This is a genomic window from Sodalis sp. RH14 (genome assembly GCF_047324285.1).
Lineage (GTDB): Bacteria > Pseudomonadota > Gammaproteobacteria > Enterobacterales > Enterobacteriaceae > Acerihabitans.
Window position 1 is genome coordinate 3,170,752 of sequence record NZ_CP178739.1, and the last position, 24,236, is coordinate 3,194,987.

The window sequence follows — 24,236 nt, forward strand, 5'->3', positions numbered from 1 at the left end:
CTCGGTGTTGGCGGGCCTGGCGCATGGCTACTTTTTGGTGACCTGCCATTTGCCGTCGATGTAGAACGCCGTCCAGCCGGTGGCCTTGCCGTCTTTTTCGGAAGAAACGTACTGTTGTTTGGTCTTGCGGCTAAAGCGCACCATGGCTTTGTTGCCCTCGGGGTCTTTTGCCGGCGCGTCGGCCAGGTAGCGCAGTTTTTCCGGCAGGCGATCTTTGAAGCGCGCCAGTTCCTCCACCAGCGGTGCCCGGGTTTCACGTGATTTCGGGAACGTGTTGGCCGCAAGGAATACGCCAGCCGCGCCGTCACGCAGGACAAAATAAGCGTCCGATTTTTCACACTGCAGCTCAGGCAGCGGCACTGGATCTTCTTTTGGCGGCGCAACATCGCCGTTGCGCAGGATTTTGCGGGTGTTTTTGCATTCCTCGTTGGTACAGGCCATGTATTTGCCGAAGCGTCCCAGTTTTAAATGCATATCGGAGCCGCATTTTTCACACTCGACCACCGGGCCGTCGTAGCCCTTGATCCTGAATTCGCCTTGCTCGATTTCATAGCCGTCGCAAAGCGGATTGTTGCCGCAGACGTGCAGCTTGCGGCCGTTGTCAATCAGGTAGCTGTCCATGGCCATGCCGCATTTAGGGCAGCGGCGACGGGCGCGCAGAGCGTTGGTTTCGGCATCCTCGCCTTCCAGCAGATTGAGGGTTTCCGATTCCGGGATCAGATTAATGGTAGTCTTGCAGCGTTCTTTCGGCGGCAGTGAATACCCCGAACATCCCAAGAACACGCCGGTACTGGCGGTGCGGATGCCCATTTTGCGCCCGCAGGTGGGACAATCGATGCTGGTCATCACCATTTGGTTGAGGCGCATGCCGCCCTCTTCCGGATCTTTTTCCGCCTTTTCGAGCTGTTCGCTGAACTCCCTGAAGAATGAGTCCAGCACGGCTTTCCACTCGGCTTCGTTATTGGCCACCTGGTCGAGTTTGTCTTCCATGCGGGCGGTAAAGTCGTAGTTCATCAGTTCCCGGAAATTTTCTTCCAGGCGGTCGGTGACGATTTCGCCCATTTTTTCGGCGTAGAAACGGCGGTTTTCTACCTGTACATACCCGCGATCCTGGATGGTGGAGATGATGGACACATAGGTCGACGGCCGGCCGATGCCGCGTTTTTCCAGTTCCTTGACCAGGGACGCTTCGCTGTAGCGCGCGGGCGGCTTGGTGAAGTGCTGGCTGGGCAGTAATTTTTCCAGCCCGAGCGTCTGGCCCACGCTAACCGGCGGCAGGGTGCGATCTTCATCCCCTTTGCGCAGCGCGGGCATGACCTTGGTCCAGCCGTCGAAGCGCAGGATGCGGCCCTTGGCGCGCAGTTGGTAATCCGCCGCTTTGACCGTCAGGGTGGTGGAATCGTACTGCGCCGGCATCATCTGGCAGGCGACAAATTGGCGCCAGATCAGCTGATACAGCTTTTGCGCGTCCACTTCCATATCTTTTAGCTGTTCGGCCAGATTATTGACATCGGAAGGACGGATCGCTTCATGCGCTTCCTGGGAATTTTCCTTGCTGGCGTATTCATTGGCCTGCTTAGGCAGATATTTGGCGCCGAACTGTGCGCCGATGTAATCGCGCGCCATGGCCAGCGCGTCCTGGCTCAGGTTGGTGGAGTCGGTACGCATATAGGTAATATGCCCCGCTTCGTACAGGCGCTGGGCCAGCATCATGGTTTTTTTGACGCCGTAACCCAGGCGGGTGCTGGCGGCTTGTTGCAATGTCGAGGTGGTAAAGGGCGCGCCGGCCTTGCTGCTGGTGGGCTTGTCCTCACGGTCGGCGATAACATACTGCGCGTTTTCCAACTGCTTGACGGCGGCTTGGGTCTGCGCCTGGTTGACCGGCTTAAAGGGCTTGTCGCCATGATGGGTGACCTGCATCTGCAGTTGCGCCTTGTCCGATACCTTGAGGTCGGCGTGCAGTTCCCAATACTCTTCCGGCACGAAGGCTTTTATCTCGCGTTCGCGTTCGACCACCAGGCGTACCGCGACCGACTGCACGCGTCCGGCGGACAGGCCGCGGGCCAGTTTTTTCCACAGCAGCGGCGAGACCATGTAGCCCACCACGCGGTCCATAAAACGCCTGGCCTGCTGGGCGTTGACCCGGTCGATATTCAGCTCGCCTGGTTTTTTAAACGCCGCCGTAATGGCATTGCGGGTGATTTCATTAAAAACCACCCGGCTAAAACGCTTGTCATCGCCGCCGATCACTTCCCGCAGGTGCCAGGCGATGGCTTCCCCTTCGCGGTCAAGGTCGGTTGCGAGATAGATATGGTCGGCGTTTTGCGCCAGCGCTTTGAGCTCGTTGACCACTTTTTCTTTGCCGGGGAGGATCTCGTAATGCGCTTTCCAACCGTGGTAAGGATCAATACCCATGCGATTGACCAGTGCGGTTTGCGCGTCGCTTTTCACTTTTTTCGTTTTGGTGGCGTCGGCGCTTTTTTTAGTGGCGGAACCGCTGGTGGGCAAATCACGGATGTGACCGACGCTCGATTTAACAACGTAGTCATTGCCTAAATATTTATTAATCGTTTTGGCTTTAGCCGGTGATTCAACGATAACGAGAGCTTTACCCATGTTTACCTTTACCTGAATGATTTCTTCTGTAATTAAGAAGCATTTTGTGCGCCAGACCCTGGCTGGGCATTTACTAATTTTATATTGCGGCAGCGCCGTCAAAAATCAACCTCTGTTCAGCCAGTCTGCTTTTTCGCCTTTGCCATGAGATTAACCTATTGAAAAATAAAATTAATTTATCAATACTTTCATTGAATATTGATAAATCAACTATTGATTGGGATGCGGTTATCCCCGCCAGTTGATGAAGGCCCACACTCTACATGATAAAAAAGTTGGTGCAACTTATTAGCGGCGCAAAAAATTTCCCGGGCGGCAAAAGCGTTTAAAAAGCCCGTTCGACGAATAAACCTTAGTCTGTTTGCAGCCAAACACAACCGGGGATTACAATAGGCCGGAAGACATCTAAGGAGTAATAGGTATGTACGCTAACACCACCCCCATTGATCGCAACAGCCTGCTTATTGAGGCTAACCGGATTATTCGCGCGCATGATGAATATATGCACGGCATGGAGGCCACCGAGGTAGAACAGAAAGGCGGCGTGCTGATTTTCCGCGGTGAATTCTTTTTCGATCAGGATGGATTACCCACCCGTAAAACCACGGCAGTGTTCAATATGTTTAAACATCTCGCCGTGGTGTTGTCAGAAAAGTATCACCTGGAGGAATAAATGACCCACGCCCGGGCCGGTTTCCCGTTCCCGGGCGGGCGCAAACCGCCGGACATGCCCGCCCTCGGGGCGGGGAGCCGTCACAGCAGGGGTTTTTGGCCCCGTTGCCATAAATGCAACAGGCGCTGCTCGATACTTAACGCCGCACTGTCGGTAAAACGCGCAAGCAAACGTTTACGCCGCGTGAAACGCACGCTAATGACCTCATGGTTGGCCATTTCGGCAATCAGCAGATCATCGCTGGTGCCGATGCCGTCAACCAGACCATTTTCCCGCGCCTGGGTGCCGTACCAGTGCTCGCCGGTCGCCACCGCTTCAATATCAAGCGTGGGGCGCATGTCATGGACAAACTGCTTGAAGAGCTGATGCGTTTCGTTCAGATCCTGCTGGAACTTTTCCCGTCCTTCCGGCGAGTTTTCACCAAACAGGGTCAGGGTCCGCTTATAGGCTCCGGCGGTGTGCAGTTCCATGTCGATATCATTGCGCTTGAGCAGCCGGTTGAAGTTAGGAATCTGGGCCACGACGCCGATGGAACCGACAATGGCGAAAGGCGCGGCGATAATGCGATCGGCGACGCAGGCCATCATATAACCGCCGCTGGCGGCCACCTTATCCACCGCTACCGTCAGGCGGATGCCGCGATCGCGCAGGCGCTGCAGCTGCGAGGCGGCCAGGCCGTAGCCATGCACCACCCCGCCGGGGCTTTCGAGGCGCAGCAGCACCTCATCTTCCGGTTTCGCCACCGCCAGCACCGCGGACACTTCCTCGCGCAGCGAAGCGACCTCGCCGGCATCCATGCTGCCTTTGAAATCCAGTACGTACAAACAGGATTTCTGCGGCGTTTTTTCGCCATGCTTTGCGCGCGCGCGCGCCAGTTTCGCCTCGCCTTTTTCCTGCTTCTTATGCCGCTTGTGCCAGATACGCTGTTCGGCCTCGCCCATGCGCGCCAGCTGCATTTCGCGCTGCATCTCACGATACTGTTTACCCAGATCCGTTATCTGGATTTCGCCCTTGCGCCGGCGCTGCCGCTGACGCAATCCCATGACCAGCAGCAAAATCGCGCCGAAGGCCAGCACCACGGTGATGGTTTTTGCCAGGAAGAGTCCATAAAGAGTAATAAATTCCACGCTGTCGCCTTGCTGAATGTGTTTTCCGTTGCGGTCTATTCTAGCTAAGGCGCGGGTATACGTCGCCGGGAAAATCAGAATATTACGTAGGTTTACGTATATTAAGTCGGTAAACCGTTAACGATTGAAATGAGGTCAGGTTTCAGGCATAAAATGAGAGACCGTCGGGTAAAAAGAGCGCTAATATCACCTCCAGGGTGACGGGTTAGCAAAGGAGCGTCCCTTGTACTACCAGCCCAAACATGACTTATTGGCCGGCCGCATCATTATGGTGACCGGGGCCGGCGACGGCATCGGCCGCGAGGCGGCGCTGACTTACGCCCGCCACGGCGCCAGGCTATTGCTGCTGGGGCGCACCGAAGCCAAGCTGGCGGCGGTGGCGGGATTGATTGCCGGTGAAGGCGGCCAGCCGGCGCGGGTTATCCCCTTTGACCTGGCGGTGGCCGGAGCGGAGGATTACGCCTTGCTGGGCCAGCGGCTCGCGGCCGACTTTCCGCGCCTGGACGGCCTGCTGAACAATGCCGGCCTGTTAGGCGAAATCGTGCCGATGGCGCAGCAGTCCCCCGCCAGCTGGCAGCAGGTGATGGCGGTCAACGTGAACGCCGCCTTTATGCTGACCCAGGCGATGCTGCCGCTGTTATTGCAGGCGTCCCGGCCTTCCCTGATATTCAGCAGTTCCAGCGTCGGGCGCCAGGGACGGGCCAACTGGGGAGCGTACGCTGTCTCCAAATTCGCCACCGAAGGCATGATGCAGGTGCTGGCGGACGAATATCCCGCGGCTACCCTGCGGGTTAACTGCATCAACCCCGGCGGCACCCGTACCGGTATGCGCGCCAGCGCCTTTCCGGATGAAAATGCCGATCGCCTCAAGACCCCCGCCGAGATTATGCCCATCTACCTTTATTTAATGGGGGATGACAGCCGCCGCAAAACCGGGATCAGTTTCGATGCCCAGCCGGACCGTACACCGGGCCCGGCGTAATCATACAGGACCAGCGAATGAGTGAAGATAGGCACCAGCAGCGCCAGCAGCGTTTAAAAGAACAGGTGGATGCCCGTATTGCCGCGGCCACGGAGCAGCGCGGCATCGTCATTGTGTTTACCGGCAACGGCAAAGGCAAGACCACCGCCGGCTTCGGCACCGTGACCCGGGCGATAGGCCACGGCATGCGCGCCGGCGTGATCCAGTTTATCAAGGGGCAATGGCCGAACGGCGAAAGAAACCTGCTGGAGCAGCATGGGGTTGAATTCCAGGTAATGGCCACCGGTTTTACCTGGAATACCCAGAACCGGGTCACCGATCGGGCCGCGGCCCAAGACGTCTGGCGCCACGGCCTGCGCATGCTGGCGGACGACAGCCTGGATCTGGTGCTGCTCGACGAGCTGACCTATATGATCACGTACGATTATGTGGATTTACCCGAAGTGATAGCGGCGCTGAACCATCGCCCGCCGCGGCAGACGGTGATCATCACCGGCCGCGCCTGCCACCGCGAACTGCTGGAGCTGGCGGATACGGTCAGCGAGCTGCGCCCGGTGAAACATGCGTTCGACGCGGGCATCAAGGCGCAACAGGGCGTGGACTGGTGAGGCGGCTGCGGGACTGGCCCGGTCAATCAGACGGGGCCAGGCCGCGGCGGGATGGCGACCGGGAAGACGCATTGCGCGCCGCGGCCGGCCAAGCCGGCGTTTGGCGCGGGCGCCTGGACGGGCTTATTTGGTGCCGGAGTTGCGCTTGCTGCTTTGGCCGCCGCGCCGGGTAGGCGTGACCGTGCTGTGGCGTTTCACCGCCCGGCGGATTTGGTTGGCCTTCATACGGCGTCGCTCTTTCTCCACCGGCACTTTGGTGACGGTTTCCGGCGCCAGTTCCACCAGTTCGCGCAGATAGTTGATTTCACCCAGCGGCAGTTCAGTCCAGCCGCCGCGCGGCAAGCCTTTGGGCAGGGGAATGGCGCCGTAGCGGGTGCGAATCAGCCGGCTGACCTGCACGCCCACCGCTTCCCATAAACGCCGCACTTCGCGGTTGCGCCCTTCGGTCAGGGTCACGTTGTACCACTGGTTCAGCCCTTCCCCGCCCTGGAAGCTCAGGGTACGGAACGCGCCCGTGCCGTCTTCCAGGGTGACGCCTTTGGTCAGCAGCCGCAGTTTTTCGTCGTCCACCTGGCCGAAGACCCGTACCGCGTATTCGCGCTCCACTTCCCGGCTCGGGTGCATCAGGCGATTGGCCAGCTCCCCGTCGGTGGTGAATAACAGCAGGCCGGAAGTATTGATATCCAGACGCCCAACCGCTATCCAGCGCGAGCCGTTGAGTTTAGGCAAACGGTCGAATACCGTCGGCCGGCCGTCGGGATCCCGCCGGGTGCAAAGTTCGCCTTCGGGTTTGTAATAGGCCAGAATCCGGCACACCGCCTCTTCTGACGCGGTGATGGAAACCACCCGGCCATCGACGCGGATTTTCATGGAACTCACGGCGTCGACCCGATCGCCCAGCGTGGCGATTTTGCCGTCAACGCTGACGCGGCCTTGTTCAATCAGGGATTCAACTTCACGGCGGGAACCATGCCCGGCGCGGGCCAGGACTTTTTGCAGCTTTTCGCTCATTGAGCAACCTCGGCTGTCGCCTTCACAGGCGTCGAATGGTGGCTTTCGCCATAATTTAGTAAGCTTATCAGTAACTTAACTGAAAGATAGGGGGCTATTTTACACTATGGTCCCGCGGATCACAATCCATAGTTTACGGTGACGGGGGCGGCGGTGTAAAAACGCCGCCGGCCGGCCGTTAAAGGAAGGGGGAAACATCCCCGACGCCTTCGCGCACCACCACCGGCGTGTCGTCGGTCAAATCGATTACCGTCGTCGGCTGCTGGCCGAGAAAACCGCCGTGAATCACCAGATCCACCTGTTTGCCCAGATGATCCTTGATCATTTCCGGGTCCGATTCCGCAAAATCGTTGCCGGGCAGCATCAGGGTGGTGGACATCATCGGCTCGTCCATGGTTTCGAGCAACGCCAGGGCAATGGGGTTGCTCGGCACGCGCAGACCGATGGTCTTGCGCTTGTCGTTCATCAGCCGCCGGGGGACTTCCTTGGTGGCTTTGAGAATAAAGGTATATTTGCCCGGCGTATTGTTTTTCATCAGACGGAACGCCTGGTTATCCACATGGGCATAGGTGGACAGTTCGGACAGGTCGCGGCAGACCAGGGTAAAATTATGGTTGCCGTCCAGCTGCCGGATGCGGCAGATGCGCTCCATGGCGGTTTTATCCTCCAGACGGCAGCCGAGGGCGTAGCCGGAATCGGTGGGGTAGACAATAACCGCGCCCTTGCGCAGCAGATCGACGGTTTGGTTAATTAACCGCGGCTGCGGGTTTTCCGGATGAATGGTAAAAAACTGACTCATTGTGACTCCTTATATAGTCTGGCGGGAGAACACCCCCGGCATACCGCGATTATCCTTCTGACAAGCCTTCTGCTACCGCCGACCGGCCGACCGGCCGACCGGCCAATCGCGCCATATCGGCTCCACGCCGCCCGGCAGCCAAAGTTTACGGCCAAGCTCGATCCAGGCGCAGGGCTGGTGAAAATCGGATCCCTGGGAGGCCAGCAGCCCGCGCTCGCGCGCATACCCCGCCAGCGCGGTTTTTTCCTGCGGCGACTGCTGGCACATGGCCACTTCGATACCGTCGCCGCCCGCGTCGGTAACATGGTCCAGCAGGCGTTTAAGCCATTTGGTCGACAGCTGGTAGCGGCCGGGATGGGCCAGCACCGCCTGTCCGCCCGCCTGGTGGATGGCGCCGACCGCTTCCTCGATTGTACACCACTGCGGCGGCACATAGCCGGTTTTACCCTTGGACAGGTATTTTTTGAATACCTTGGTCACGTTATCGGCGGCGCCGATGCTGACCAGGTAACGGGCGAAATGGCCGCGCGTGACCAGTTCATCCTGGGCCAAACGGCTGGCGCCCAGCCAGGCGTCGTGAATACCGGCGCGTTCCAGCCGCTCGGCGATGGCATGGGCCCGGGCCAGGCGCCTTTCCCGCTGGGCGCGCAGCAGCCCGTCCATGGCCGGATGCGCGTCATCGATACCGAGGCCGACAATATGGATCTCATGGTTTTGCCACTGGGTGGAGACTTCCACTCCGGCCACCAGCGTGAGGGGCAGCGCGCCGTCGTCGATCGCCTGCCGCGCCCCGGCGAGGCCGGCCACGGTATCGTGATCGGTCACGGCCAGCACGTCGACGCCCATGGCCACGGCGCGCGCCACCAGATCCGCCGGCGAAAGCTGGCCGTCGGAGGCGGTGGTATGGCTGTGCAGATCGTATAGGGTCAGCAACGATGATTTAACGTAGATCTCAGTCAACGATAGGCTACCTTCCAAAATGAATGTTCCTATCATAACGTCAAATGCCCGTGAATCGAACCTGTTAAATATTTAACTGTTTTTAAGCGGTGACTGTTGACATTTCATTGCTGAACTAGTTTACTAGTACACATTAAGACAACCAATGAGAATCTGACGATGATAACCTTAACCGTGGTAACGCTTCGCTGGTGGCGCACTTCCCTTTAGCGGGTGGTGTTATCATGCGTCGCTGTCGTCGGACAGAGCAAGATCCCTACTAACCCGCCTTTCAAGCGGGTTTTTTTATGGGCGATAATCAGGGAACACACTATGCAAGCCACACAACCTCAATTAGAACTGCTGCAGGCCACCGCCACTTATCGCGACGATCCTACCGCGATGTTCAACCAGCTTTGCGGCGCCCGACCGGCCACCTTGCTGCTGGAATCGGCCGAAATCGATAATAAGCAAAACCTGCAAAGCCTGATGGTGCTTGACAGCGCCATGCGCATTACCGCCCTCGGCCAGCGGGTTACGCTGCAGGCGCTGACCGCCAACGGCGCGGCGCTGCTGCCGCTGCTGGACGCCGCGCTGCCGGCCGGGGTTGAGGTGAACGCCCATCCCAGCGGCCGCGAGCTGGTGTTTCCGTCCGTCGGCAACGACATGGATGAGGATGCGCGGCTGCGCGGCCTGTCGGTATTCGATTGCCTGCGCCTGCTGCTGACCCTGGTGCCGGCGCCGGCGGATCAGCCGGATGCCCTGTTCCTCGGCGGCCTGTTCGCCTATGACCTGGTGGCGGGTTTTGAAACGCTGCCCGCGCTCAGCCAGGGGCAGCGCTGTCCGGATTTTTGCTTCTACCTGGCGGAAACCCTGCTGGTACTTGATCATCAGCAGCGCACCTGCCGGCTGCAGGGCAGCCTGTTCACTCCTCTGGCCGGCGAAAAACGCCGTCTACAGGCGCGCATCGAGCAGTTGCAGCATCAGTTGCAGCAGGCGCCGGGGCCGATCCCCCACCAGGTGATCGACAGCATGACCCTGGAAACCGATCGCAGCGACGAGGAGTTCGGCCGCATCGTGACCAGCATGCAGCAGGCGATCCGCGCGGGGGAAATCTTCCAGGTGGTGCCTTCACGGCGTTTTTCGCTGCCCTGCCCGTCGCCGCTGGCCGCCTACCATACTCTGAAAGAGAGCAATCCCAGTCCCTATATGTTCTTTATGCAGGATAACGATTTTACCCTGTTCGGCGCCTCGCCGGAAAGTTCGCTGAAATACGATGCCGCCAACCGGCAGATAGAAATTTATCCCATTGCAGGTTCCCGTCCGCGCGGGCGCAGGCCGGACGGCACGCTGGATCGCGATCTGGACAGCCGTATCGAGCTTGAAATGCGCACCGATCATAAAGAACTGGCCGAACACCTGATGCTGGTCGACCTGGCGCGCAATGATCTGGCGCGCATCTGCGAACCCGGCAGCCGCTATGTCGCCGATTTGACCAAGGTCGATCGCTACTCCTTTATCATGCACCTGGTTTCGCGGGTGGTCGGCACCCTGCGCGCCGATCTTGACGCGCTGCACGCCTACCGCGCCTGTATGAACATGGGCACGCTGAGCGGCGCGCCCAAAGTGCGCGCCATGCAGTTGATTGCCAAGGCCGAAGGCACGCGGCGCGGCAGCTACGGCGGCGCCATCGGCTATTTTACCGGCAGCGGCCTGCTGGATACCTGTATCGTTATCCGTTCGGCCTATGTCGAGGACGGCATCGCCACCGTACAGGCCGGCGCCGGCGTGGTGCTGGACTCGGTGCCGCAGGCGGAAGCCGACGAAAGCCGCAATAAAGCGCGCGCGGTGCTGCGCGCCATCGCCACCGCACATCATGCCAGGGAGGTGTTCTGATGGCTGATATCCTGTTACTCGATAATATCGACTCCTTTACCTACAACCTGGTGGATCAGCTGCGCGCCACCGGCCACCGGGTGATGGTGTACCGCAACCAACTGCCGGCGCAGACCATCATCGGCCATCTGATGGCCATGGATAATCCCATACTGATGCTTTCCCCCGGTCCCGGCACCCCCGCCGCCGCCGGCTGCATGCCGCAGTTGCTTACGCGGCTGCGCGGGCAGATGCCGATTATCGGCATCTGCCTCGGCCACCAAGCGATTGTGGAAGCCTACGGCGGCTACGTCGGCCAGGCCGGGGAAATCCTGCACGGCAAGGCGTCCCTTATCACCCATGATGGCGCCGGCATGTTCGCCGGCATGCCGAACCCGCTGCCGGTGGCGCGCTACCACTCGCTGGTGGGCAGCGAAATCCCGGCGGGACTGACGGTCAATGCGCACTTTAACGAGATGGTGATGGCGGTGCGTCATGACGCCGATCGCGTCTGCGGTTTTCAATTTCATCCCGAATCCATCCTGACCACCCAGGGCGCGCGGTTGCTTAACCAAACCCTGGACTGGGCGCTGGCCTGAACGATAGGAACCTGATCATGCAACAGATATTGGAAAAACTTTACCGCGCCGAGCGCATCAGCCGCCAGGAAAGTGAACAGCTTTTTAGCCAGATTATCCAGGGCGGGCTGGAACCGTCGCAGCTGGCGGCGGCGCTGATCAGCATGAAAATCCGCGGCGAGCATCCGGATGAAATTGCCGGCGCGGCCACCGCCCTGCTGGCGGACGCCCTGCCGTTCCCGCGCCCTGATTATCCTTTTGCCGATATCGTCGGCACCGGCGGCGACGGCAGCAACAGCATCAATATTTCCACCGCCAGCGCCTTTGTCGCCGCCGCTTGCGGCGCACGGGTGGCCAAGCACGGCAACCGCAGCGTGTCCAGCCGTTCGGGTTCCTCGGACCTGCTGGCGGCCTTCGGCATCCGGCTGGATATGCCGGCGCAAGCGTCGCGCCAGGCGCTTGACGAGCTGGGAGTATGCTTTTTGTACGCGCCCCAGTACCACACCGGTTTTCGCCATGCCATGCCGGTGCGCCAGCAGTTGAAAACCCGCACGCTGTTTAACGTGCTCGGGCCGTTGATTAACCCCGCCCGTCCCCCGCTGGCGCTGATCGGGGTCTACAGCCCGGAGCTGGTGCTGCCCATCGCCCAAACGCTGCGGGTGCTGGGCTATCAGCGCGCAGCGGTAGTCCATGGCGGCGGCATGGATGAAGTGGCGCTGCACGCGCCGACGCAGGTGGCCGAACTCAATGAGGGCGAGATCGACAGCTATCAATTGACGCCGGAGGATTTCGGCCTGCGGGAACAGTCAATGGACGCCCTGCTGGGCGGCTCGCCGGAAGAAAATCGTGACATTTTGGCGCGGTTGTTACAAGGTAAAGGCGAACATGCCCATGAATTCGCCGTTGCCGCCAATGTCGCCTTGTTATTAAAACTATTCGGCCAGGAGAATCTGCGCGAAAATACCCAACAGGCGCTGGCGGCCATCCGCGGCGGCGGCGCCTATGAACGTGTTGTCGCGTTGGCGGCCAGAGGATAAGACATGCAGGATACGGTACTGACAAACATTGTCGCTGATAAAAAAGTATGGCTGGCCGAGCGTAAGCAACGCCAGCCGCTGGACGGGTTCATCGACGACGTGCGCCCCAGCACGCGCAGCTTCTATCATGCCCTCCAGGGTTCGCGCACCGTGTTTATCCTCGAGTGCAAAAAAGCATCGCCGTCCAAGGGCCTGATCCGCGAGGATTTTGACCCGGCCGCCATCGCCGGCGTGTACAAACACTACGCCGCCGCCATCTCGTGCCTGACCGACGAAAAATACTTCCAGGGCAGCTTTGATTTCCTGCGCCAGATTAGCCAAGTAGTACCCCAGCCGGTGCTGTGCAAGGATTTCATCATCGATCCCTACCAGGTTTACCTGGCGCGTCATCATCAGGCGGACGCTATTCTGCTGATGCTGTCGGTGCTGGACGACGACACCTACCGTCAGTTGGCCGCCCTGGCGCACAGCCTGGAAATGGGCGTGCTCACCGAGGCGATAACCGAAGAGGAGTGCCGGCGCGCCCAGGCGCTCGGCGCCCGGGTGGTGGGCATTAACAATCGCGATCTGCGCGATTTATCCATCGATTTAAACCGTACCCGCCGCCTGGCGCCCCTGCTGCCGGGAGTGACGGTGATAAGCGAATCCGGCATTACCGCCTATCGCCACGTCAGGGAACTGAGCCATTTCGCCAACGGCTTCCTGATCGGCAGCGCGTTGATGGCGGAACCGGATCTGGACGGCGCGGTGCGCCGGGTATTGCTCGGCGAGAATAAGGTCTGCGGACTGACGCGTCCCGAGGATGCCAGGGCGGCATATGACGCCGGCGCGCTCTATGGCGGCCTGATTTTTGCCGCCTCGTCGCCAAGGCGTGTGGATATCCCGCGCGCCCGCGCGGTGATGGCCGGCGCGCCGCTGCGCTACGTCGGCGTATTCCGCGACGCCGCCATCGAGGAGGTGGCAGGCAGCGCCGCCGCGCTGGCGCTGCATGCCGTACAGCTGCACGGCGACGAGGACCAGGCCTATATAAGCGCCCTGCGTCTGGCGCTGCCTTCCGCCTGCCGTATCTGGAAAGCCCTGGATATGCGGACCCATGCGCCGGCGCGGGATTTTAGCGCGGTGGATCGTTATCTGTTCGATAATGGCGGCGGCAGCGGTAAACCCTTTGACTGGTCGCTGCTGGACGGACTGCGTCTGGATAACGTCATGCTCGCCGGCGGGCTGGCGGCGGATAACTGCGTGGCCGCCGCGCAATTAGGCTGCGTTGGGCTGGACTTCAACTCCGGCGTTGAAAGCGCCCCGGGTATTAAAGATCACCATAAACTGGCTACGGTATTTCAGACGCTGCGCGCCTATTAATCGATTGCCCAGATCAACAAGAGACAGGAACGCATGACACTATTAAATCCCTATTTCGGCGAATTCGGCGGCATGTATGTGCCGCAGATCCTGGTACCGGCGCTGCTGCAACTGGAGGACGCCTTTGTCAGCGCGCAAAGCGACCCGGCATTCCAGGCGGAATTCAGCGATTTGTTAACCAATTATGCCGGCCGCCCCACGCCGTTGACCCTGTGCCGTAACCTGACCGCGGGCACCAAGACCAAACTGTATCTTAAGCGCGAGGATCTGCTGCACGGCGGCGCGCACAAAACCAACCAGGTGCTCGGCCAGGCCCTGCTTGCCAAGCGCATGGGAAAAACCGAAATCATCGCCGAAACCGGCGCCGGTCAGCATGGCGTGGCTTCGGCGCTGGCCTCCGCGCTGCTGGGGCTGAAATGCCGCATTTATATGGGCGCCAAGGATATTCAGCGCCAGGAGCCCAACGTGTTCCGCATGCGTCTGATGGGCGCGGAAGTGATCCCGGTGCACAGCGGCTCCTCGACGCTAAAGGACGCCTGCAACGAAGCGCTGCGCGACTGGTCCGGCAGCTATGAGCGCGCCCACTATATGCTGGGCACCGCCGCCGGTCCGCATCCGTTCCCCACCATCGTGCGCGAATTCCAGCGCATGATTGGCGAGGAAACCAAGGCGCAGATGCAGGAACGGGAGCATTGCCTGCCTGACGCGGTGCTGGCCTGCGTCGGCGGCGGGTCCAACGCCATCGGCATGTTCGCCGATTTTATCGATGAGCCGTCGGTACGTCTGATCGGCGTCGAGCCGGGCGGCCTGGGCATCGAGACCGGCCAGCACGGCGCGTCGCTCAAACACGGCCGCATCGGCATCTATTTCGGCATGAAGTCGCCGATGATGCAATCCTCCGACGGGCAGATAGAGGAATCCTATTCCATTTCCGCCGGCCTGGATTTCCCTTCCGTGGGTCCGCAGCATGCCTATCTGGACAGTATCGGCCGCGCGGAATACGTCTCGGCGACCGATGAGGAGGCCCTGGATGCGTTCAAGGCCCTGTCGCGCCATGAAGGCATCATCCCGGCGCTGGAATCCTCGCACGCGCTGGCGCACGCGCTGAAAATGATCAAGGCGGAGCCGGACAAGGAGCAGATCCTGGTGGTCAATCTCTCGGGCCGCGGCGATAAGGATATTTTTACCGTGTACGATATATTAAAAGCGCGAGGAGAAATGTAATGGAACGCTATCAGCAACTGTTTACCACGCTGCACAGCCGTAAAGAAGGCGCCTTCGTGCCCTTCGTCACGCTGGGCGATCCTAATCCCGGCCTGTCGCTGAAAATTATCGATACCTTAATCGAGGCTGGGGCCGACGCCCTGGAACTGGGCATCCCGTTTTCCGACCCGCTGGCGGACGGCCCGACCATCCAGAACGCCACCCTGCGGGCATTTGCCGCCGGGGTGACGCCGGATCAGTGTTTCGAACTGCTGGCCACTGTCCGGCAGAAATACCCCGCCATACCCATCGGCCTGCTGATGTACGCCAACCTGGTGTTTAACAAAGGTATCGATGCGTTTTATGCCCGCTGCGCCGAGGTTGGCGTGGATTCGGTGCTGGTGGCCGACGTGCCGCTGGAAGAGAGCCTGCCGTTTCGTACCGCCGCCATGCGCCACGGCGTGGCGCCTATCTTTATCTGCCCGCCCAACGCCGATAAAGACCTGCTGCGTGAAATCGCCTCCCACGGCCGTGCTTACACCTATTTATTATCCCGCGCAGGCGTAACCGGCAGTGAAAACCAGGGCCATGTGCCGCTGGCCCATCTGGTGACGACGCTTACCGAGTTCCATGCCGCGCCCGCGCTGCAGGGTTTCGGTATTTCCGAGCCGTCGCAGGTGCGCGACGCGCTGGCGGCGGGCGCGGCCGGGGCCATTTCCGGCTCGGCCATCGTCAAGATTATCGAGCGCAACCTGGAAGACCCGGCGGCCATGCTGACGCAGTTAAGCACCTTCGTCAGTAAAATGAAGGCCGCCACGCGCGGTTGATTTGAAAAAAATCATTTTATCCACAACACTCTAATGGCGGCGTATCAATTACGCCGCCATCCTGTAAGATGCGGGTGATATATTATAATAAATAATTCAAATCCAAGGAGAAAAAATGAAAAACTGGAAATCCCTTACGACACTTGCAGCAACCGCAATCGTCGCGGCCGTGCTGGCCGGCTGCGCGCCGACCGCCAAGACCGAAGGCACCGGCGGGTATATTGACGACACCGTGATCACGACCAAAGTGAAAACGCAGTTGCTTGCCGATGACCATTTAAAGGGCACCGAAATCAACGTCGAAACCTTTAAGGGCCGGGTGCAGTTAAGCGGTTTCGCCAGCTCGATGGCCGACGCCAACCGCGCCGTGACCATTACCCGCGGCGTCAAGGGCGTGCGTTCGGTGGAAAACGACATCAGTATCAAATAATCCCGTTGCCGGCGGCGCGCACGCGTCGCCGGCACGGTTTCAGATCCGCACCCTCGTTTTAGAAGCGATAGCCGACGCCGAACATAAATACCCAGGGATCGATTTGCGTATGCACTGATTGCTGCTGGCCGCCGGCCTTGAAACGCACGTCGGTGTCGATATCCATATACCATACCGACATATTCACCAGCCAGTTTTCATTGACGTTATAATCCAGCCCCGCCTGGCCGGCGATGCCCCAGGAGTGCTTGACGCTTAAATCGCTCAGTCCGGCGTCCTGCCCGGTTTGGTTAAAGTGCGCGTCGTAGAAGGTAGTATAGTTGATGCCCACCCCGAGGTATGGCCGCAGTTTATCCGGGGCGTCGCCAAAATAATACTGCGCCATCAGGCTTGGCGGCAGTTGTTTAACCGAGGCGATGTCGCCGGTGCTTTTCAGCCCGACATGGTGCTTGAAGGGCGTTGCCGCCAGCAGCTCCACGCCGATATTGTCGGTGACCAGATAACTGAACGTCAGGCCGAGCTGGGTGTTGTTATCCACGTTAAACTCGCCCATCCCCAGCACGTTATCCGAACTTTCACTCGGCCGTACCGTGGCGCTGCCCGCGCGAACAATAATATCACCCGCCTGATGCGCCTGCGCCGTTGCCGACAGCAGCGCGGCCGCCGCCAAGCCCATAACACACTTGTTCATGTCCCGCTCCTTGTTGAGATAATGCCTTTGCCACGCAAAGTTGATTCAGTTCACAAATGTTACTTTGGCACATCGTAGGGTAAATTTGAGCTGAACCTTGTTTATCATGTTTTATACCAAGGGATTGACTTGATTGAGATTGATCCAAATCAACCAGGACCGAAACAGGACAAAAAAAATACTTTGGCCCGGGCAGTTGCTTTCCCGCGCACCGGGCGTAAGTTAACAGACAGGCAAATCTGATTCGGCGCCGTGGAGTCGGCGGGTGACACGATGAGCGATAACAGTAATCCCTGCATGAGCTGCGGCGCGTGTTGCGCGTGGTTCCGCGTATCCTTTTATTGGGCCGAGGGCGATGACGGCGGCGGCCCGGTGCCCCATGCCTTAACTGAACCCCTTACCCCTTTCTTACGTTGCATGCGCGGCACCAACGAGCGGACGCCGCGTTGCCATGCCCTGGCGGGCGAGGTGGGTAAAGCGGTCCGTTGCACCATTTATGCCGGTCGTCCCTCGCCCTGCCGGGAGTTTGCCATGGCCGGCGACGGCGAGCGGCCCAACGACGCCTGCGATCGCGCCAGGGCGCATTACGGCCTGCCGCCGCTCGCAGCGCCCGCGCAGACGCTTATTAGGGTGGAAAATCAGCATCATCATGTCGCGGGGTGCCCTCCGGGGCATTAACAGGGTAGAATACCGGGCTGATAATTTAGAACGTTCTGCCAAGGAGCTCTACATGCCAATTATGGCAAGTACCCTGTATCGCGACATGTTGAATTTTACCCGTAACCAGTTTACCAGCATCATCCTGCTGGCCCTGCTGGCGGCGCTGATTAGCGTGGTGCTCGGCCATGCCTTATCGCCCAGTAGCGATCAGCTGGTCATCCTGAGCGCCGACGGTCCCGACATGGCCGACTCATCCAGCCTCAGCCTGCAGGAACTGGTGCAGCAAATGACGCCTGAACAGCAAAAAGTGCTGCTGAAAGCCTCTGCGGCGGGCACTTTCGCCGGTCTGGTGGGCAACGTCATCCTGGCCGGGGCGCTGTTGACCATGATTCGCCTGGTATCCGACCGGCAGCCGGTCAGCGTGCTGCGCGCCATCGGGCTGTCCGCGCCCATCCTGCCCCGCCTGCTGTTATTGGTATTTATTACCACGCTGCTGGTGCAACTCGGGCTATTATTGATTGTGATACCGGGGATCCTGATTGCCATAGCGTTCAGCATGGCGCCGGTGATTGCCGCCAGCGACAATCTGGGCGTATTCAAGTCGATGCGCCTGAGTAGTAAACTGGCTTTCGCCAATGTACGGCTGGTTGCCCCGGCGGTGCTGGTATGGCTGCTGGCCAAGGCGGCGGTATTATTGCTGGCGGCACAGTTTACCCAGGTGTCGTCGCTGGTGGCCGCGGTGCTGCTTAACGGCTTAAGTAATATTATTTCCGCACTGTTGCTGATTTACCTGTATCGCCTGTATATGTTGCTGCGCCAGGCCTGAAACCAAGCCGGCGTCACTTAACCAACCACGGATTTTTTTATGAAGCAGTTTCTGGATTTTCTGCCGTTAGTGGTGTTCTTTGTCTTTTATAAGCTGTACGACATTTATATTGCCTCCGGCGCGCTGATTGCCGCGTCGGCGCTGGTGCTGATTTATACCTGGATCCGCTACCGGAAAGTGGAAAAAGTCACCTTGCTGACGTTTATCATGGTTGCCATCTTCGGCTCACTGACGATGTATTACCATAACGCCGAATTCATCAAATGGAAGGTCACGGTCATTTACGGCCTGTTCGCCATTGCGCTGCTGGTCAGCCAGTTTATGCTCGGCAAGCCGCTGATTCAGCGCATGCTTGGCAAGGAACTGACCCTGCCCGAGCGCGTCTGGAACAATCTTAATATTGCCTGGGCGCTGTTTTTCCTGGGCTGCGGCGCGGCGAATATCTATATCGCCTTCTGGCTGCCGCAAAACGTTTGGGTGAATTTCAAGGTGTTCGGCCTGACCGGCCTGACGCTGGTATTCACCCTGTTAAGCGGAGTGTATGTCTATCGTCATATGACGGAAGACCAGAAAAACTCCCGTTGATCCCCCGGTCCGCCGCGGGGCGGACCGATGTCAAACCAAGCGGAACCCCTGATGAGCGACAATCCTTTTTTACCTTCCGGCGAGCTGGTGCTGCGCACGCTGGCCATGCCCGCCGACACCAATGCCAACGGTGATATTTTTGGCGGCTGGCTGATGTCGCAAATGGATATGGGCGGCGCTATCCTCGCCAAGGAAATAGCCGAGGGCCGAGTGGTCACGGTGCGCGTCGACGGCATGACGTTTTTGAAACCGGTGGCGGTGGGGGACGTGGTCTGTTGTTACGCCCGCTGTACCGGCACGGGCAACAGTTCGCTGAGCATTAACGTGGAAGTCTGGATCAAAAAAGTCTCTTCCGCCCCCATCGGCCAGCGCTACCGCGCCACCGAAGCGGCTTTCACCTATGTCGCGGTGGACGACGAAGGCAAGGCGCGTCCCCTGCCCGACGGCAAGCGCCACTTCGCCCCCGGCGGCGCTTAGCCGCCCGTTTTGCCCCAGGCGGCGGCCCGTGCTGGGCCTTGCGCGTACACCGCGGCCCGGCCTAGCTGCTGCTGACGCCCGACAGCTTAAACTCGATGGTCGTGGTCTGGTTTTTGCCCGGTTTGCCGCTCTGGTAGCGCCAGCGCCGGATCACCTGGCGAATTTCGCGCTCGAACATATTGCGCGGCGTGGCGGAAATGATACGCAGGTTTTCCACCTGGCCGCTATCATCGACATCAAACTGGATCTTCACCGTTCCCTCGATGCCCAATGCCCTGGCGCGCTCAGGGTAGCCCGGTTCCGGGCGGCTGATGGCTTTCGGGCCGGTATCGGCCACCGGTGCGGACGGCGCCGGCGCGGGCGCCGGAGCGGCACGTACGGGCGCCTCACGGGGTGGAGCGGCGAGCGGTGTCGGTTCGGCGCGCGGCTCGGTCACCTTGGGCCTGGGTTTAGCCGCTTCTTTATGCACCGGCTTGGGCTTGGGCAGGGGTTTCGGCTGCTGTACCGGCGCGGGAGGCTCAGGCGCGGGGATGGGATCCGGTTCGCGCACAGGCTCCGGGGCGGGTTCGGGCGCAGCCGTCGGCTCAACCTCGGGCGGTTCCACCGGCGGCTGCGGCGGCGCGGCCACCGGCTCAGGCTCCGGCGCCACCAGCGTAACGCTCATCGGCTGCTCAACCGCGGTCGGCGCGGTTATCTGGTTTACCGACGTATACAGCAATCCCGCCACCAGCGAGGTATGCAGCCCTGCGGACAAGACAAACGGCCACGAAAATCGACGGGTCGGTTTCAAAATTATCAACGCCATATCAACAAAAGTTTCAGTAAAGGTGAAGTTTAAATGCAAATAGCAATCATATTCAATAACTCAAAACAAACTCTTGCCAGGTTAACAGGATAAACCGGCAATTATCCCTGTCTGAACAACCGTCAGCGGCCAGGAAAATTTTTTCATTGCGCCGCGGGGTTCAATGTCTTAACGTAAATTACTTGAAATGAATCCATTCCTTTGGGAGTAATGCCCTTGCTCTATGTTATCTATGCTGAAGACGTGCCCGGATCCCTGGAAAAACGCCAATCCGTACGCGCCACTCATGTCGCCCGGCTGCAACTGCTACGCGATGAGGGTCGTTTACTGACGGCGGGCGCGCTGCCGGCGATAGACAGTAACGAACCCGGGGCGGCGGGATTCAGCGGCTCCACCATTATTGCTGAATTCGATTCCCTCGAAGCGGCGCAGGCATGGGCGGATGCCGACCCGTATGTCGCCGCGGGTGTTTATAAGCAGGTGCAGGTTAAACCCTACCGTAAAACCTTCTGATTATTACCCTATTGCATCCCGGCGCCGCCACGCGGCCCGGGCGTGAAATAACGCTGATTGCCCGCTAGGTTAATTTACCCGGCGGCAAAACCCATCAATCATTATCCATGCTTATCATTTATCCTCTCTATTAAGGAGGCTGCGCCAACGGATTTACCGGCAAACAACGCCATTATTTTCTCTGTTGGCCAGACCTGGATATCGCCGGGGCTATATATAATGCGTGCCAACCCCTGCCGTCGGTGAATTTGCTTTTCCCTTAATGCTATTTTTTTTCTGCCGCCTATTTTGGTCGCCTCTTTATTATTTCGCTTGTTACTTAACGCCGACTAATACTTAACGGCAATTAATGAGCGTAACGGCTATTAACCCCTTAAAATTGATAGAAATTACCGTGATCGTCCCGGCATATCATTATCATTTAGGAATTATCTTAGTATAAAAAATAACCAACATTTAATCAGACTCTTACCGGCCAAGACAGCATAAATATTCAGTTAATACGCGCCAGGGCGCCAATATCCGGTTTGTAGGCGCCGGCAATTTCTAATACTTTGGAATTGCTGTACTCCCCGTTAAGAAGTTAACAACCGGAGGTAAGTATGTTGAAGAAAATCTTTATGGCACTACTTGTTATGTCCGCCGCCGGCACCGGTACTGCTTTTGCAGCCGGCGCCGCGGGAACCACGGAAGCGGCTACGCAAAGCGCTTCCGGTGCCGCGACGGTCACCGATCCGGGATTGGTTTCCGGCTCGGTGGCCGCCATGGCATCCGCCAGCGACCCGGAAGGCACTGGGACGTCTACGTCGACGTCGACATCAACGACCACCGCCACACAGTGACAGAGACATCATAAGGAAAGGGATAATCCTGATTAAAACCGTAATAAGGAACTCAAATACGGTAAACCGGCCAAAAGCCGGTTTTTTTATCGCTGTTATTTAGCGCGGATCACAGACCATAAGACGTTACGGAAAAGAGCAACGAACGGCGCTGCTGTTTCAACTGAAGATGCCGCAAACGCGTCAGATGCCGATAGGTGCGGGACTGTGCTTCCACCCACTGGCTACGCCGGCGCTGCGCCTGCCTTAACATGCGCCAGCGGCTGACTTCATTTCTGCTTCTTTTCATGGCACGAACGGACTCTTACCGGATAATAAGGGCGCCATTATAAACCATTTTCCCGGACTGCCAAGGCTGTAACGCCGGCGCGGCGGACTGGTAAAGGGCGCGCGCGGGGCGAAAAAATTTCCTCTTTTCGCCCCGTATGCGTACACTCATGCTTAACGCCTTGCGAACAGGATTTTTCGCCTCTATGACAACTTTTTATACTGTAATCAACTGGCTAATAGTATTCGGCTATTGGTTGCTGATCGCAGGTGTCACCCTGCGGGTGTTAATGAAGCGGCGCGCGGTCCCCTCCGCAATGGCCTGGTTATTGGTTATCTATATCCTTCCCTTGGTGGGCATCATCACCTACCTGCTGTTCGGTGAACTCAACCTGGGCAAGCGCCGCGCGGAACGGGCCAAGGCCATGTGGCCGTCCACGGCCAAGTGGATGCATGACCTCAAGCAGTGCACGCGGATTTTCGCCACCGAAAACAGCGAAGTCGCCCGCTCCCTGTTCAAGCTGTGCGAGTTACGCCAGGGTATGGGCGGACTGAAAGGCAACCAGCTGCAGCTGCTTACCGGTACCGACGCCACCCTTAAAGCCTTGATCAGGGATATCGGACTGGCGCAGACTAATATCGAGATGGTGTTTTATATCTGGCAGGCCGGCGGCCAGGTGGACCAGGTGGCGGAGGCGCTGATGGCGGCCGCCAGGCGCGGCGTGCGCTGCCGTGTGATGCTCGATTCCGCCGGCAGCGTCGCGTTTTTCCGCACCCCCTACCCGGCCATGATGCGTAACGCCGGCGTCGAGGTGGTGGAAACGCTGCACGTCAGCCTGCTGCGTGTCTTTCTGCGGCGCATGGATTTGCGTCAACACCGCAAGATGGTGCTGATTGATAATTATATTTCGTACACCGGCAGCATGAACATGGTCGATCCGCGCTATTTCAAGCAGGATGCCGGCGTCGGGCAATGGATCGACCTGATGGCCAGGATGGAAGGCCCGGTGACGACCGCCATGGGCATTATCTATTCCTGCGACTGGGAAATCGAGACCGGTGAGCGGGTGCTCCCACCGCCGCCCGATGTCAATATCATGCCGTTTGAACAGGCGACGGGACATACTATCCAGGTCATTGCCTCCGGCCCCGGTTTCCCGGAAGGCATGATCCACCAGGCCCTGCTGACCTCAATTTATTCCTCGCGGCAGCAGTTAATCATGACCACGCCCTATCTGGTGCCGAGCGACGATCTGCTGCACGCCATTTGCACCGCGGCCCAGCGCGGCGTGGACGTGCATATCGTGGTGCCGCGCGATAACGACTCCCTGCTGGTCGGCTGGGCCAGCCGGGCCTTTTTCGCCGAACTGCTGGAAGCGGGCGTCAATATCCATCAGTTCGAGGGTGGCCTGCTGCATACCAAAAGCGTACTGGTGGACGGCCAGCTCAGCCTGGTCGGCACCGTCAATCTCGACATGCGCAGCCTGTGGCTCAATTTTGAAATTACCCTGGTGATTGACGATGATGACTTCGGCAGCGACCTGGCGCGGGTCCAGGAGGATTATATCGCCCGCTCCCGGCTTATCGACCCGCAGGTCTGGGCCAAACGCCCCTACTGGCAACGCATTGTCGAGCGCCTGTTCTACTTTTTCAGTCCATTGCTGTAAATTTAGCGAAGGCCATGATGTAATAGCGCCATGCAACGCCCTTGATGCCTCCGTGATACCCACACAGGACCCCGGTTATGGATTTGGACAATCGCCTGACAGATGATGAAACGCTGGAGCAGGCTTATGATATTTTTCTTGAACTGGCGCCGGATAACCTTGATCAGGCCGATCTGATTCTTTTTAATCTGCAGTTTGAACAACGCGGCGCGGCTGAGCTGTTTGACCCGTCGGAAGAATGGCACGAGCAGGTGGATTTTGACCTCAATCCGGATTTTTTCGCTGAAGTGGTTATCGGCCTGGCGGATGAAGACGGACAGGAGGTCAACGACGTTTTTGCGCGCATGCTGATCTGCCGCGATAAAGCGGAAAAAATCTGCCATATCCTCTGGAAAGAATAACTTCACAAGTGCCGCATGACATGCCAGGCCCGTTCTAGGCTGGGGGATTTCTGTTGCCGTGGCGGGGGTTATGCCGCTGCGATAGGGTTTATGTTGCCGTGGCGGAGGTTATGCCGCCGCGATAGGGTTTATGTTGCCGTGGCGGAGGTTATGCCGCTGCGATAAGGTTTATGTTGCCGTGGCGGAGGTTTCGCTTGCCGTGCGTTCGGTGGTTATATGCAGTGCCGGGTGCCGGCAAGCGACAAAGAGGCCGTACCGCGACGGCCTCCTTGACCTCCGCGCGCCCGGCAGGTCGCGCGTCGCTGCGCGATGCCTTCCGCCGCCCATGCCCCCGTGATGCACCGGCCCGGTTAGCGCTCCCGGCGCCACCGGGCCTTTCGCCGCTCCCGGCGGCTCATGCCGGGGGCACTGGCGCCGTCAGCGCGCTTTATGCCGGGA

Annotated in this window: 24 protein-coding genes, 1 pseudogene and 1 other annotated feature; of the genes and pseudogenes, 17 read left to right on the plus strand and 8 right to left on the minus strand. The window is 59.0% G+C overall.

Annotation, left to right across the window (positions count from 1 at the left end; genetic code table 11):
• Positions 1–27 precede the first annotated feature (27 nt).
• Positions 28–2,616, minus strand: a complete 2,589-nt coding sequence (gene topA, locus ACL2XQ_RS14410; RefSeq protein ID WP_410015220.1) for a type I DNA topoisomerase — start codon at positions 2,614–2,616, stop codon at positions 28–30.
• Between the two features lie 421 nt (positions 2,617–3,037).
• Here topA and ACL2XQ_RS14415 point away from each other — a divergent pair, with 421 nt between their 5' ends.
• Entirely contained in the window at positions 3,038–3,289 is a 252-nt protein-coding gene (locus ACL2XQ_RS14415; RefSeq protein WP_410015221.1) for a YciN family protein, read from the plus strand.
• Positions 3,290–3,369: 80 nt separating this feature from the next.
• Here ACL2XQ_RS14415 and sohB read toward each other — a convergent pair whose 3' ends face one another.
• Entirely contained in the window at positions 3,370–4,416 is a 1,047-nt protein-coding gene (gene sohB, locus ACL2XQ_RS14420) for a protease SohB (RefSeq protein ID WP_413722790.1), read from the minus strand.
• A gap of 223 nt (positions 4,417–4,639) precedes the next feature.
• Between sohB and ACL2XQ_RS14425 the strand changes: the two genes are divergently transcribed.
• Complete coding sequence (locus tag ACL2XQ_RS14425) at positions 4,640–5,398, plus strand: YciK family oxidoreductase (protein WP_413722789.1); 759 nt, start codon at positions 4,640–4,642, stop codon at positions 5,396–5,398.
• A gap of 17 nt (positions 5,399–5,415) precedes the next feature.
• Positions 5,416–6,006, plus strand: coding sequence for a cob(I)yrinic acid a,c-diamide adenosyltransferase (gene cobO / locus ACL2XQ_RS14430; protein ID WP_413722788.1), 591 nt, complete (start codon positions 5,416–5,418; stop codon positions 6,004–6,006).
• Positions 6,007–6,129: 123 nt separating this feature from the next.
• On the opposite strand, the gene rluB is transcribed toward cobO, so the two are convergent.
• The 3 genes from rluB to rnm all read right to left on the minus strand — a co-directional run bounded on the left by rluB (position 6,130) and on the right by rnm (position 8,812).
• Positions 6,130–7,017: a 23S rRNA pseudouridine(2605) synthase RluB gene (gene rluB / locus ACL2XQ_RS14435; protein WP_410015225.1), complete on the minus strand. Its 888-nt coding sequence runs from the start codon at positions 7,015–7,017 to the stop codon at positions 6,130–6,132.
• 178 nt (positions 7,018–7,195) lie between these two features.
• Positions 7,196–7,816, minus strand: a complete 621-nt coding sequence (locus tag ACL2XQ_RS14440) for an L-threonylcarbamoyladenylate synthase (protein ID WP_410015226.1) — start codon at positions 7,814–7,816, stop codon at positions 7,196–7,198.
• A 72-nt stretch (positions 7,817–7,888) separates the two neighbouring features.
• Entirely contained in the window at positions 7,889–8,812 is a 924-nt protein-coding gene (gene rnm / locus ACL2XQ_RS14445; RefSeq protein ID WP_413722786.1) for an RNase RNM, read from the minus strand.
• A gap of 147 nt (positions 8,813–8,959) precedes the next feature.
• Positions 8,960–9,065 (plus strand) — a sequence feature (Trp leader region).
• Positions 9,066–9,088: 23 nt separating this feature from the next.
• Here rnm and ACL2XQ_RS14450 point away from each other — a divergent pair.
• The 6 genes and pseudogenes from ACL2XQ_RS14450 (at position 9,089) to ACL2XQ_RS14475 (ending at position 16,064) form a co-directional block, all read left to right on the plus strand.
• Positions 9,089–10,651, plus strand: a complete 1,563-nt coding sequence (locus ACL2XQ_RS14450) for an anthranilate synthase component 1 (RefSeq protein WP_413728489.1) — start codon at positions 9,089–9,091, stop codon at positions 10,649–10,651.
• Positions 10,651–12,245, plus strand: a pseudogene (gene trpD, locus ACL2XQ_RS14455) (bifunctional anthranilate synthase glutamate amidotransferase component TrpG/anthranilate phosphoribosyltransferase TrpD). Before ACL2XQ_RS14450 ends, trpD begins: the two are co-directional and overlap by 1 nt.
• A 3-nt stretch (positions 12,246–12,248) precedes the next feature.
• Positions 12,249–13,604: a bifunctional indole-3-glycerol-phosphate synthase TrpC/phosphoribosylanthranilate isomerase TrpF gene (gene trpCF / locus ACL2XQ_RS14460; protein ID WP_413722784.1), complete on the plus strand. Its 1,356-nt coding sequence runs from the start codon at positions 12,249–12,251 to the stop codon at positions 13,602–13,604.
• A gap of 33 nt (positions 13,605–13,637) precedes the next feature.
• A complete protein-coding gene (trpB, locus tag ACL2XQ_RS14465) occupies positions 13,638–14,828 on the plus strand; it encodes a tryptophan synthase subunit beta (RefSeq protein ID WP_410015230.1) in 1,191 nt (396 codons plus the stop codon).
• On the plus strand, positions 14,828–15,634 hold the full coding sequence (trpA, locus tag ACL2XQ_RS14470) for a tryptophan synthase subunit alpha (protein ID WP_413722783.1): 807 nt from the start codon (positions 14,828–14,830) through the stop codon (positions 15,632–15,634). The genes trpB and trpA overlap by 1 nt, the downstream gene beginning before the upstream one ends.
• A gap of 115 nt (positions 15,635–15,749) precedes the next feature.
• The gene (locus ACL2XQ_RS14475) at positions 15,750–16,064 is read left to right on the plus strand and encodes a BON domain-containing protein (protein ID WP_410015232.1); all 315 of its coding nucleotides are present in this window, start codon (positions 15,750–15,752) and stop codon (positions 16,062–16,064) included.
• Between the two features lie 58 nt (positions 16,065–16,122).
• Here ACL2XQ_RS14475 and ompW read toward each other — a convergent pair whose 3' ends face one another.
• Positions 16,123–16,755, minus strand: coding sequence for an outer membrane protein OmpW (ompW, locus tag ACL2XQ_RS14480; protein ID WP_413722782.1), 633 nt, complete (start codon positions 16,753–16,755; stop codon positions 16,123–16,125).
• Positions 16,756–17,028: 273 nt separating this feature from the next.
• On the opposite strand from ompW, the gene ACL2XQ_RS14485 reads away from it, so the two are divergent.
• Genes ACL2XQ_RS14485 through yciA form a run of 4 tightly spaced genes read left to right on the plus strand, consistent with a single transcriptional unit; the run spans position 17,029 to position 19,303 of the window.
• Complete coding sequence (locus tag ACL2XQ_RS14485) at positions 17,029–17,433, plus strand: YkgJ family cysteine cluster protein (protein WP_413739365.1); 405 nt, start codon at positions 17,029–17,031, stop codon at positions 17,431–17,433.
• Between the two features lie 52 nt (positions 17,434–17,485).
• Positions 17,486–18,241: a YciC family protein gene (locus ACL2XQ_RS14490; RefSeq protein WP_410015235.1), complete on the plus strand. Its 756-nt coding sequence runs from the start codon at positions 17,486–17,488 to the stop codon at positions 18,239–18,241.
• 39 nt (positions 18,242–18,280) lie between these two features.
• Positions 18,281–18,826, plus strand: coding sequence for a septation protein A (locus ACL2XQ_RS14495; RefSeq protein ID WP_410015236.1), 546 nt, complete (start codon positions 18,281–18,283; stop codon positions 18,824–18,826).
• 51 nt (positions 18,827–18,877) lie between these two features.
• Positions 18,878–19,303 (plus strand): acyl-CoA thioester hydrolase YciA, encoded by a 426-nt coding sequence (gene yciA / locus ACL2XQ_RS14500; RefSeq protein WP_413722781.1) that lies wholly within the window; start codon positions 18,878–18,880, stop codon positions 19,301–19,303.
• A 61-nt stretch (positions 19,304–19,364) separates the two neighbouring features.
• Here yciA and ACL2XQ_RS14505 read toward each other — a convergent pair whose 3' ends face one another.
• A complete protein-coding gene (locus ACL2XQ_RS14505; RefSeq protein WP_413722780.1) occupies positions 19,365–20,108 on the minus strand; it encodes an energy transducer TonB in 744 nt (247 codons plus the stop codon).
• 216 nt (positions 20,109–20,324) lie between these two features.
• Here ACL2XQ_RS14505 and ACL2XQ_RS14510 point away from each other — a divergent pair, with 216 nt between their 5' ends.
• Positions 20,325–20,621 carry a YciI family protein gene (locus ACL2XQ_RS14510; protein ID WP_410016555.1) on the plus strand — a complete coding sequence of 99 codons (297 nt, stop codon included), beginning with the start codon at positions 20,325–20,327 and terminating at the stop codon, positions 20,619–20,621.
• Positions 20,622–21,241: 620 nt separating this feature from the next.
• Positions 21,242–21,463, plus strand: coding sequence for a hypothetical protein (locus ACL2XQ_RS14515; protein WP_410015239.1), 222 nt, complete (start codon positions 21,242–21,244; stop codon positions 21,461–21,463).
• A gap of 109 nt (positions 21,464–21,572) precedes the next feature.
• On the opposite strand, the gene ACL2XQ_RS14520 is transcribed toward ACL2XQ_RS14515, so the two are convergent.
• Entirely contained in the window at positions 21,573–21,752 is a 180-nt protein-coding gene (locus ACL2XQ_RS14520; RefSeq protein WP_410015240.1) for a YciY family protein, read from the minus strand.
• A gap of 184 nt (positions 21,753–21,936) precedes the next feature.
• Between ACL2XQ_RS14520 and cls the strand changes: the two genes are divergently transcribed.
• Together cls and ACL2XQ_RS14530 are read left to right on the plus strand one after the other, a co-directional pair.
• Positions 21,937–23,397: a cardiolipin synthase gene (cls, locus tag ACL2XQ_RS14525; protein ID WP_410015241.1), complete on the plus strand. Its 1,461-nt coding sequence runs from the start codon at positions 21,937–21,939 to the stop codon at positions 23,395–23,397.
• 77 nt (positions 23,398–23,474) lie between these two features.
• The gene (locus tag ACL2XQ_RS14530; protein ID WP_410015242.1) at positions 23,475–23,798 is read left to right on the plus strand and encodes an HI1450 family dsDNA-mimic protein; all 324 of its coding nucleotides are present in this window, start codon (positions 23,475–23,477) and stop codon (positions 23,796–23,798) included.
• Positions 23,799–24,236 lie beyond the last annotated feature (438 nt).

Bases quoted from the DNA above. Each gene is read 5' to 3' on its own strand.
- cls (WP_410015241.1), top strand. From the start codon at position 21,937: ATGACAACTTTTTATACTGTAATCAACTGGCTAATAGTATTCGGCTAT.
- ACL2XQ_RS14485 (WP_413739365.1), top strand. From the start codon at position 17,029: ATGAGCGATAACAGTAATCCCTGCATGAGCTGCGGCGCGTGTTGCGCG.
- ACL2XQ_RS14495 (WP_410015236.1), top strand. From the start codon at position 18,281: ATGAAGCAGTTTCTGGATTTTCTGCCGTTAGTGGTGTTCTTTGTCTTT.
- ompW (WP_413722782.1), bottom strand. From the start codon at position 16,755: ATGAACAAGTGTGTTATGGGCTTGGCGGCGGCCGCGCTGCTGTCGGCA.
- rluB (WP_410015225.1), bottom strand. From the start codon at position 7,017: ATGAGCGAAAAGCTGCAAAAAGTCCTGGCCCGCGCCGGGCATGGTTCC.
- ACL2XQ_RS14415 (WP_410015221.1), top strand. From the start codon at position 3,038: ATGTACGCTAACACCACCCCCATTGATCGCAACAGCCTGCTTATTGAG.
- cobO (WP_413722788.1), top strand. From the start codon at position 5,416: ATGAGTGAAGATAGGCACCAGCAGCGCCAGCAGCGTTTAAAAGAACAG.
- ACL2XQ_RS14440 (WP_410015226.1), bottom strand. From the start codon at position 7,816: ATGAGTCAGTTTTTTACCATTCATCCGGAAAACCCGCAGCCGCGGTTA.
- topA (WP_410015220.1), bottom strand. From the start codon at position 2,616: ATGGGTAAAGCTCTCGTTATCGTTGAATCACCGGCTAAAGCCAAAACG.
- trpA (WP_413722783.1), top strand. From the start codon at position 14,828: ATGGAACGCTATCAGCAACTGTTTACCACGCTGCACAGCCGTAAAGAA.
- ACL2XQ_RS14515 (WP_410015239.1), top strand. From the start codon at position 21,242: ATGGCACTACTTGTTATGTCCGCCGCCGGCACCGGTACTGCTTTTGCA.
- rnm (WP_413722786.1), bottom strand. From the start codon at position 8,812: ATGATAGGAACATTCATTTTGGAAGGTAGCCTATCGTTGACTGAGATC.
- trpCF (WP_413722784.1), top strand. From the start codon at position 12,249: ATGCAGGATACGGTACTGACAAACATTGTCGCTGATAAAAAAGTATGG.
- ACL2XQ_RS14530 (WP_410015242.1), top strand. From the start codon at position 23,475: ATGGATTTGGACAATCGCCTGACAGATGATGAAACGCTGGAGCAGGCT.
- ACL2XQ_RS14520 (WP_410015240.1), bottom strand. From the start codon at position 21,752: ATGAAAAGAAGCAGAAATGAAGTCAGCCGCTGGCGCATGTTAAGGCAG.
- ACL2XQ_RS14475 (WP_410015232.1), top strand. From the start codon at position 15,750: ATGAAAAACTGGAAATCCCTTACGACACTTGCAGCAACCGCAATCGTC.
- yciA (WP_413722781.1), top strand. From the start codon at position 18,878: ATGAGCGACAATCCTTTTTTACCTTCCGGCGAGCTGGTGCTGCGCACG.
- ACL2XQ_RS14505 (WP_413722780.1), bottom strand. From the start codon at position 20,108: ATGGCGTTGATAATTTTGAAACCGACCCGTCGATTTTCGTGGCCGTTT.
- ACL2XQ_RS14450 (WP_413728489.1), top strand. From the start codon at position 9,089: ATGCAAGCCACACAACCTCAATTAGAACTGCTGCAGGCCACCGCCACT.
- trpB (WP_410015230.1), top strand. From the start codon at position 13,638: ATGACACTATTAAATCCCTATTTCGGCGAATTCGGCGGCATGTATGTG.
- ACL2XQ_RS14490 (WP_410015235.1), top strand. From the start codon at position 17,486: ATGCCAATTATGGCAAGTACCCTGTATCGCGACATGTTGAATTTTACC.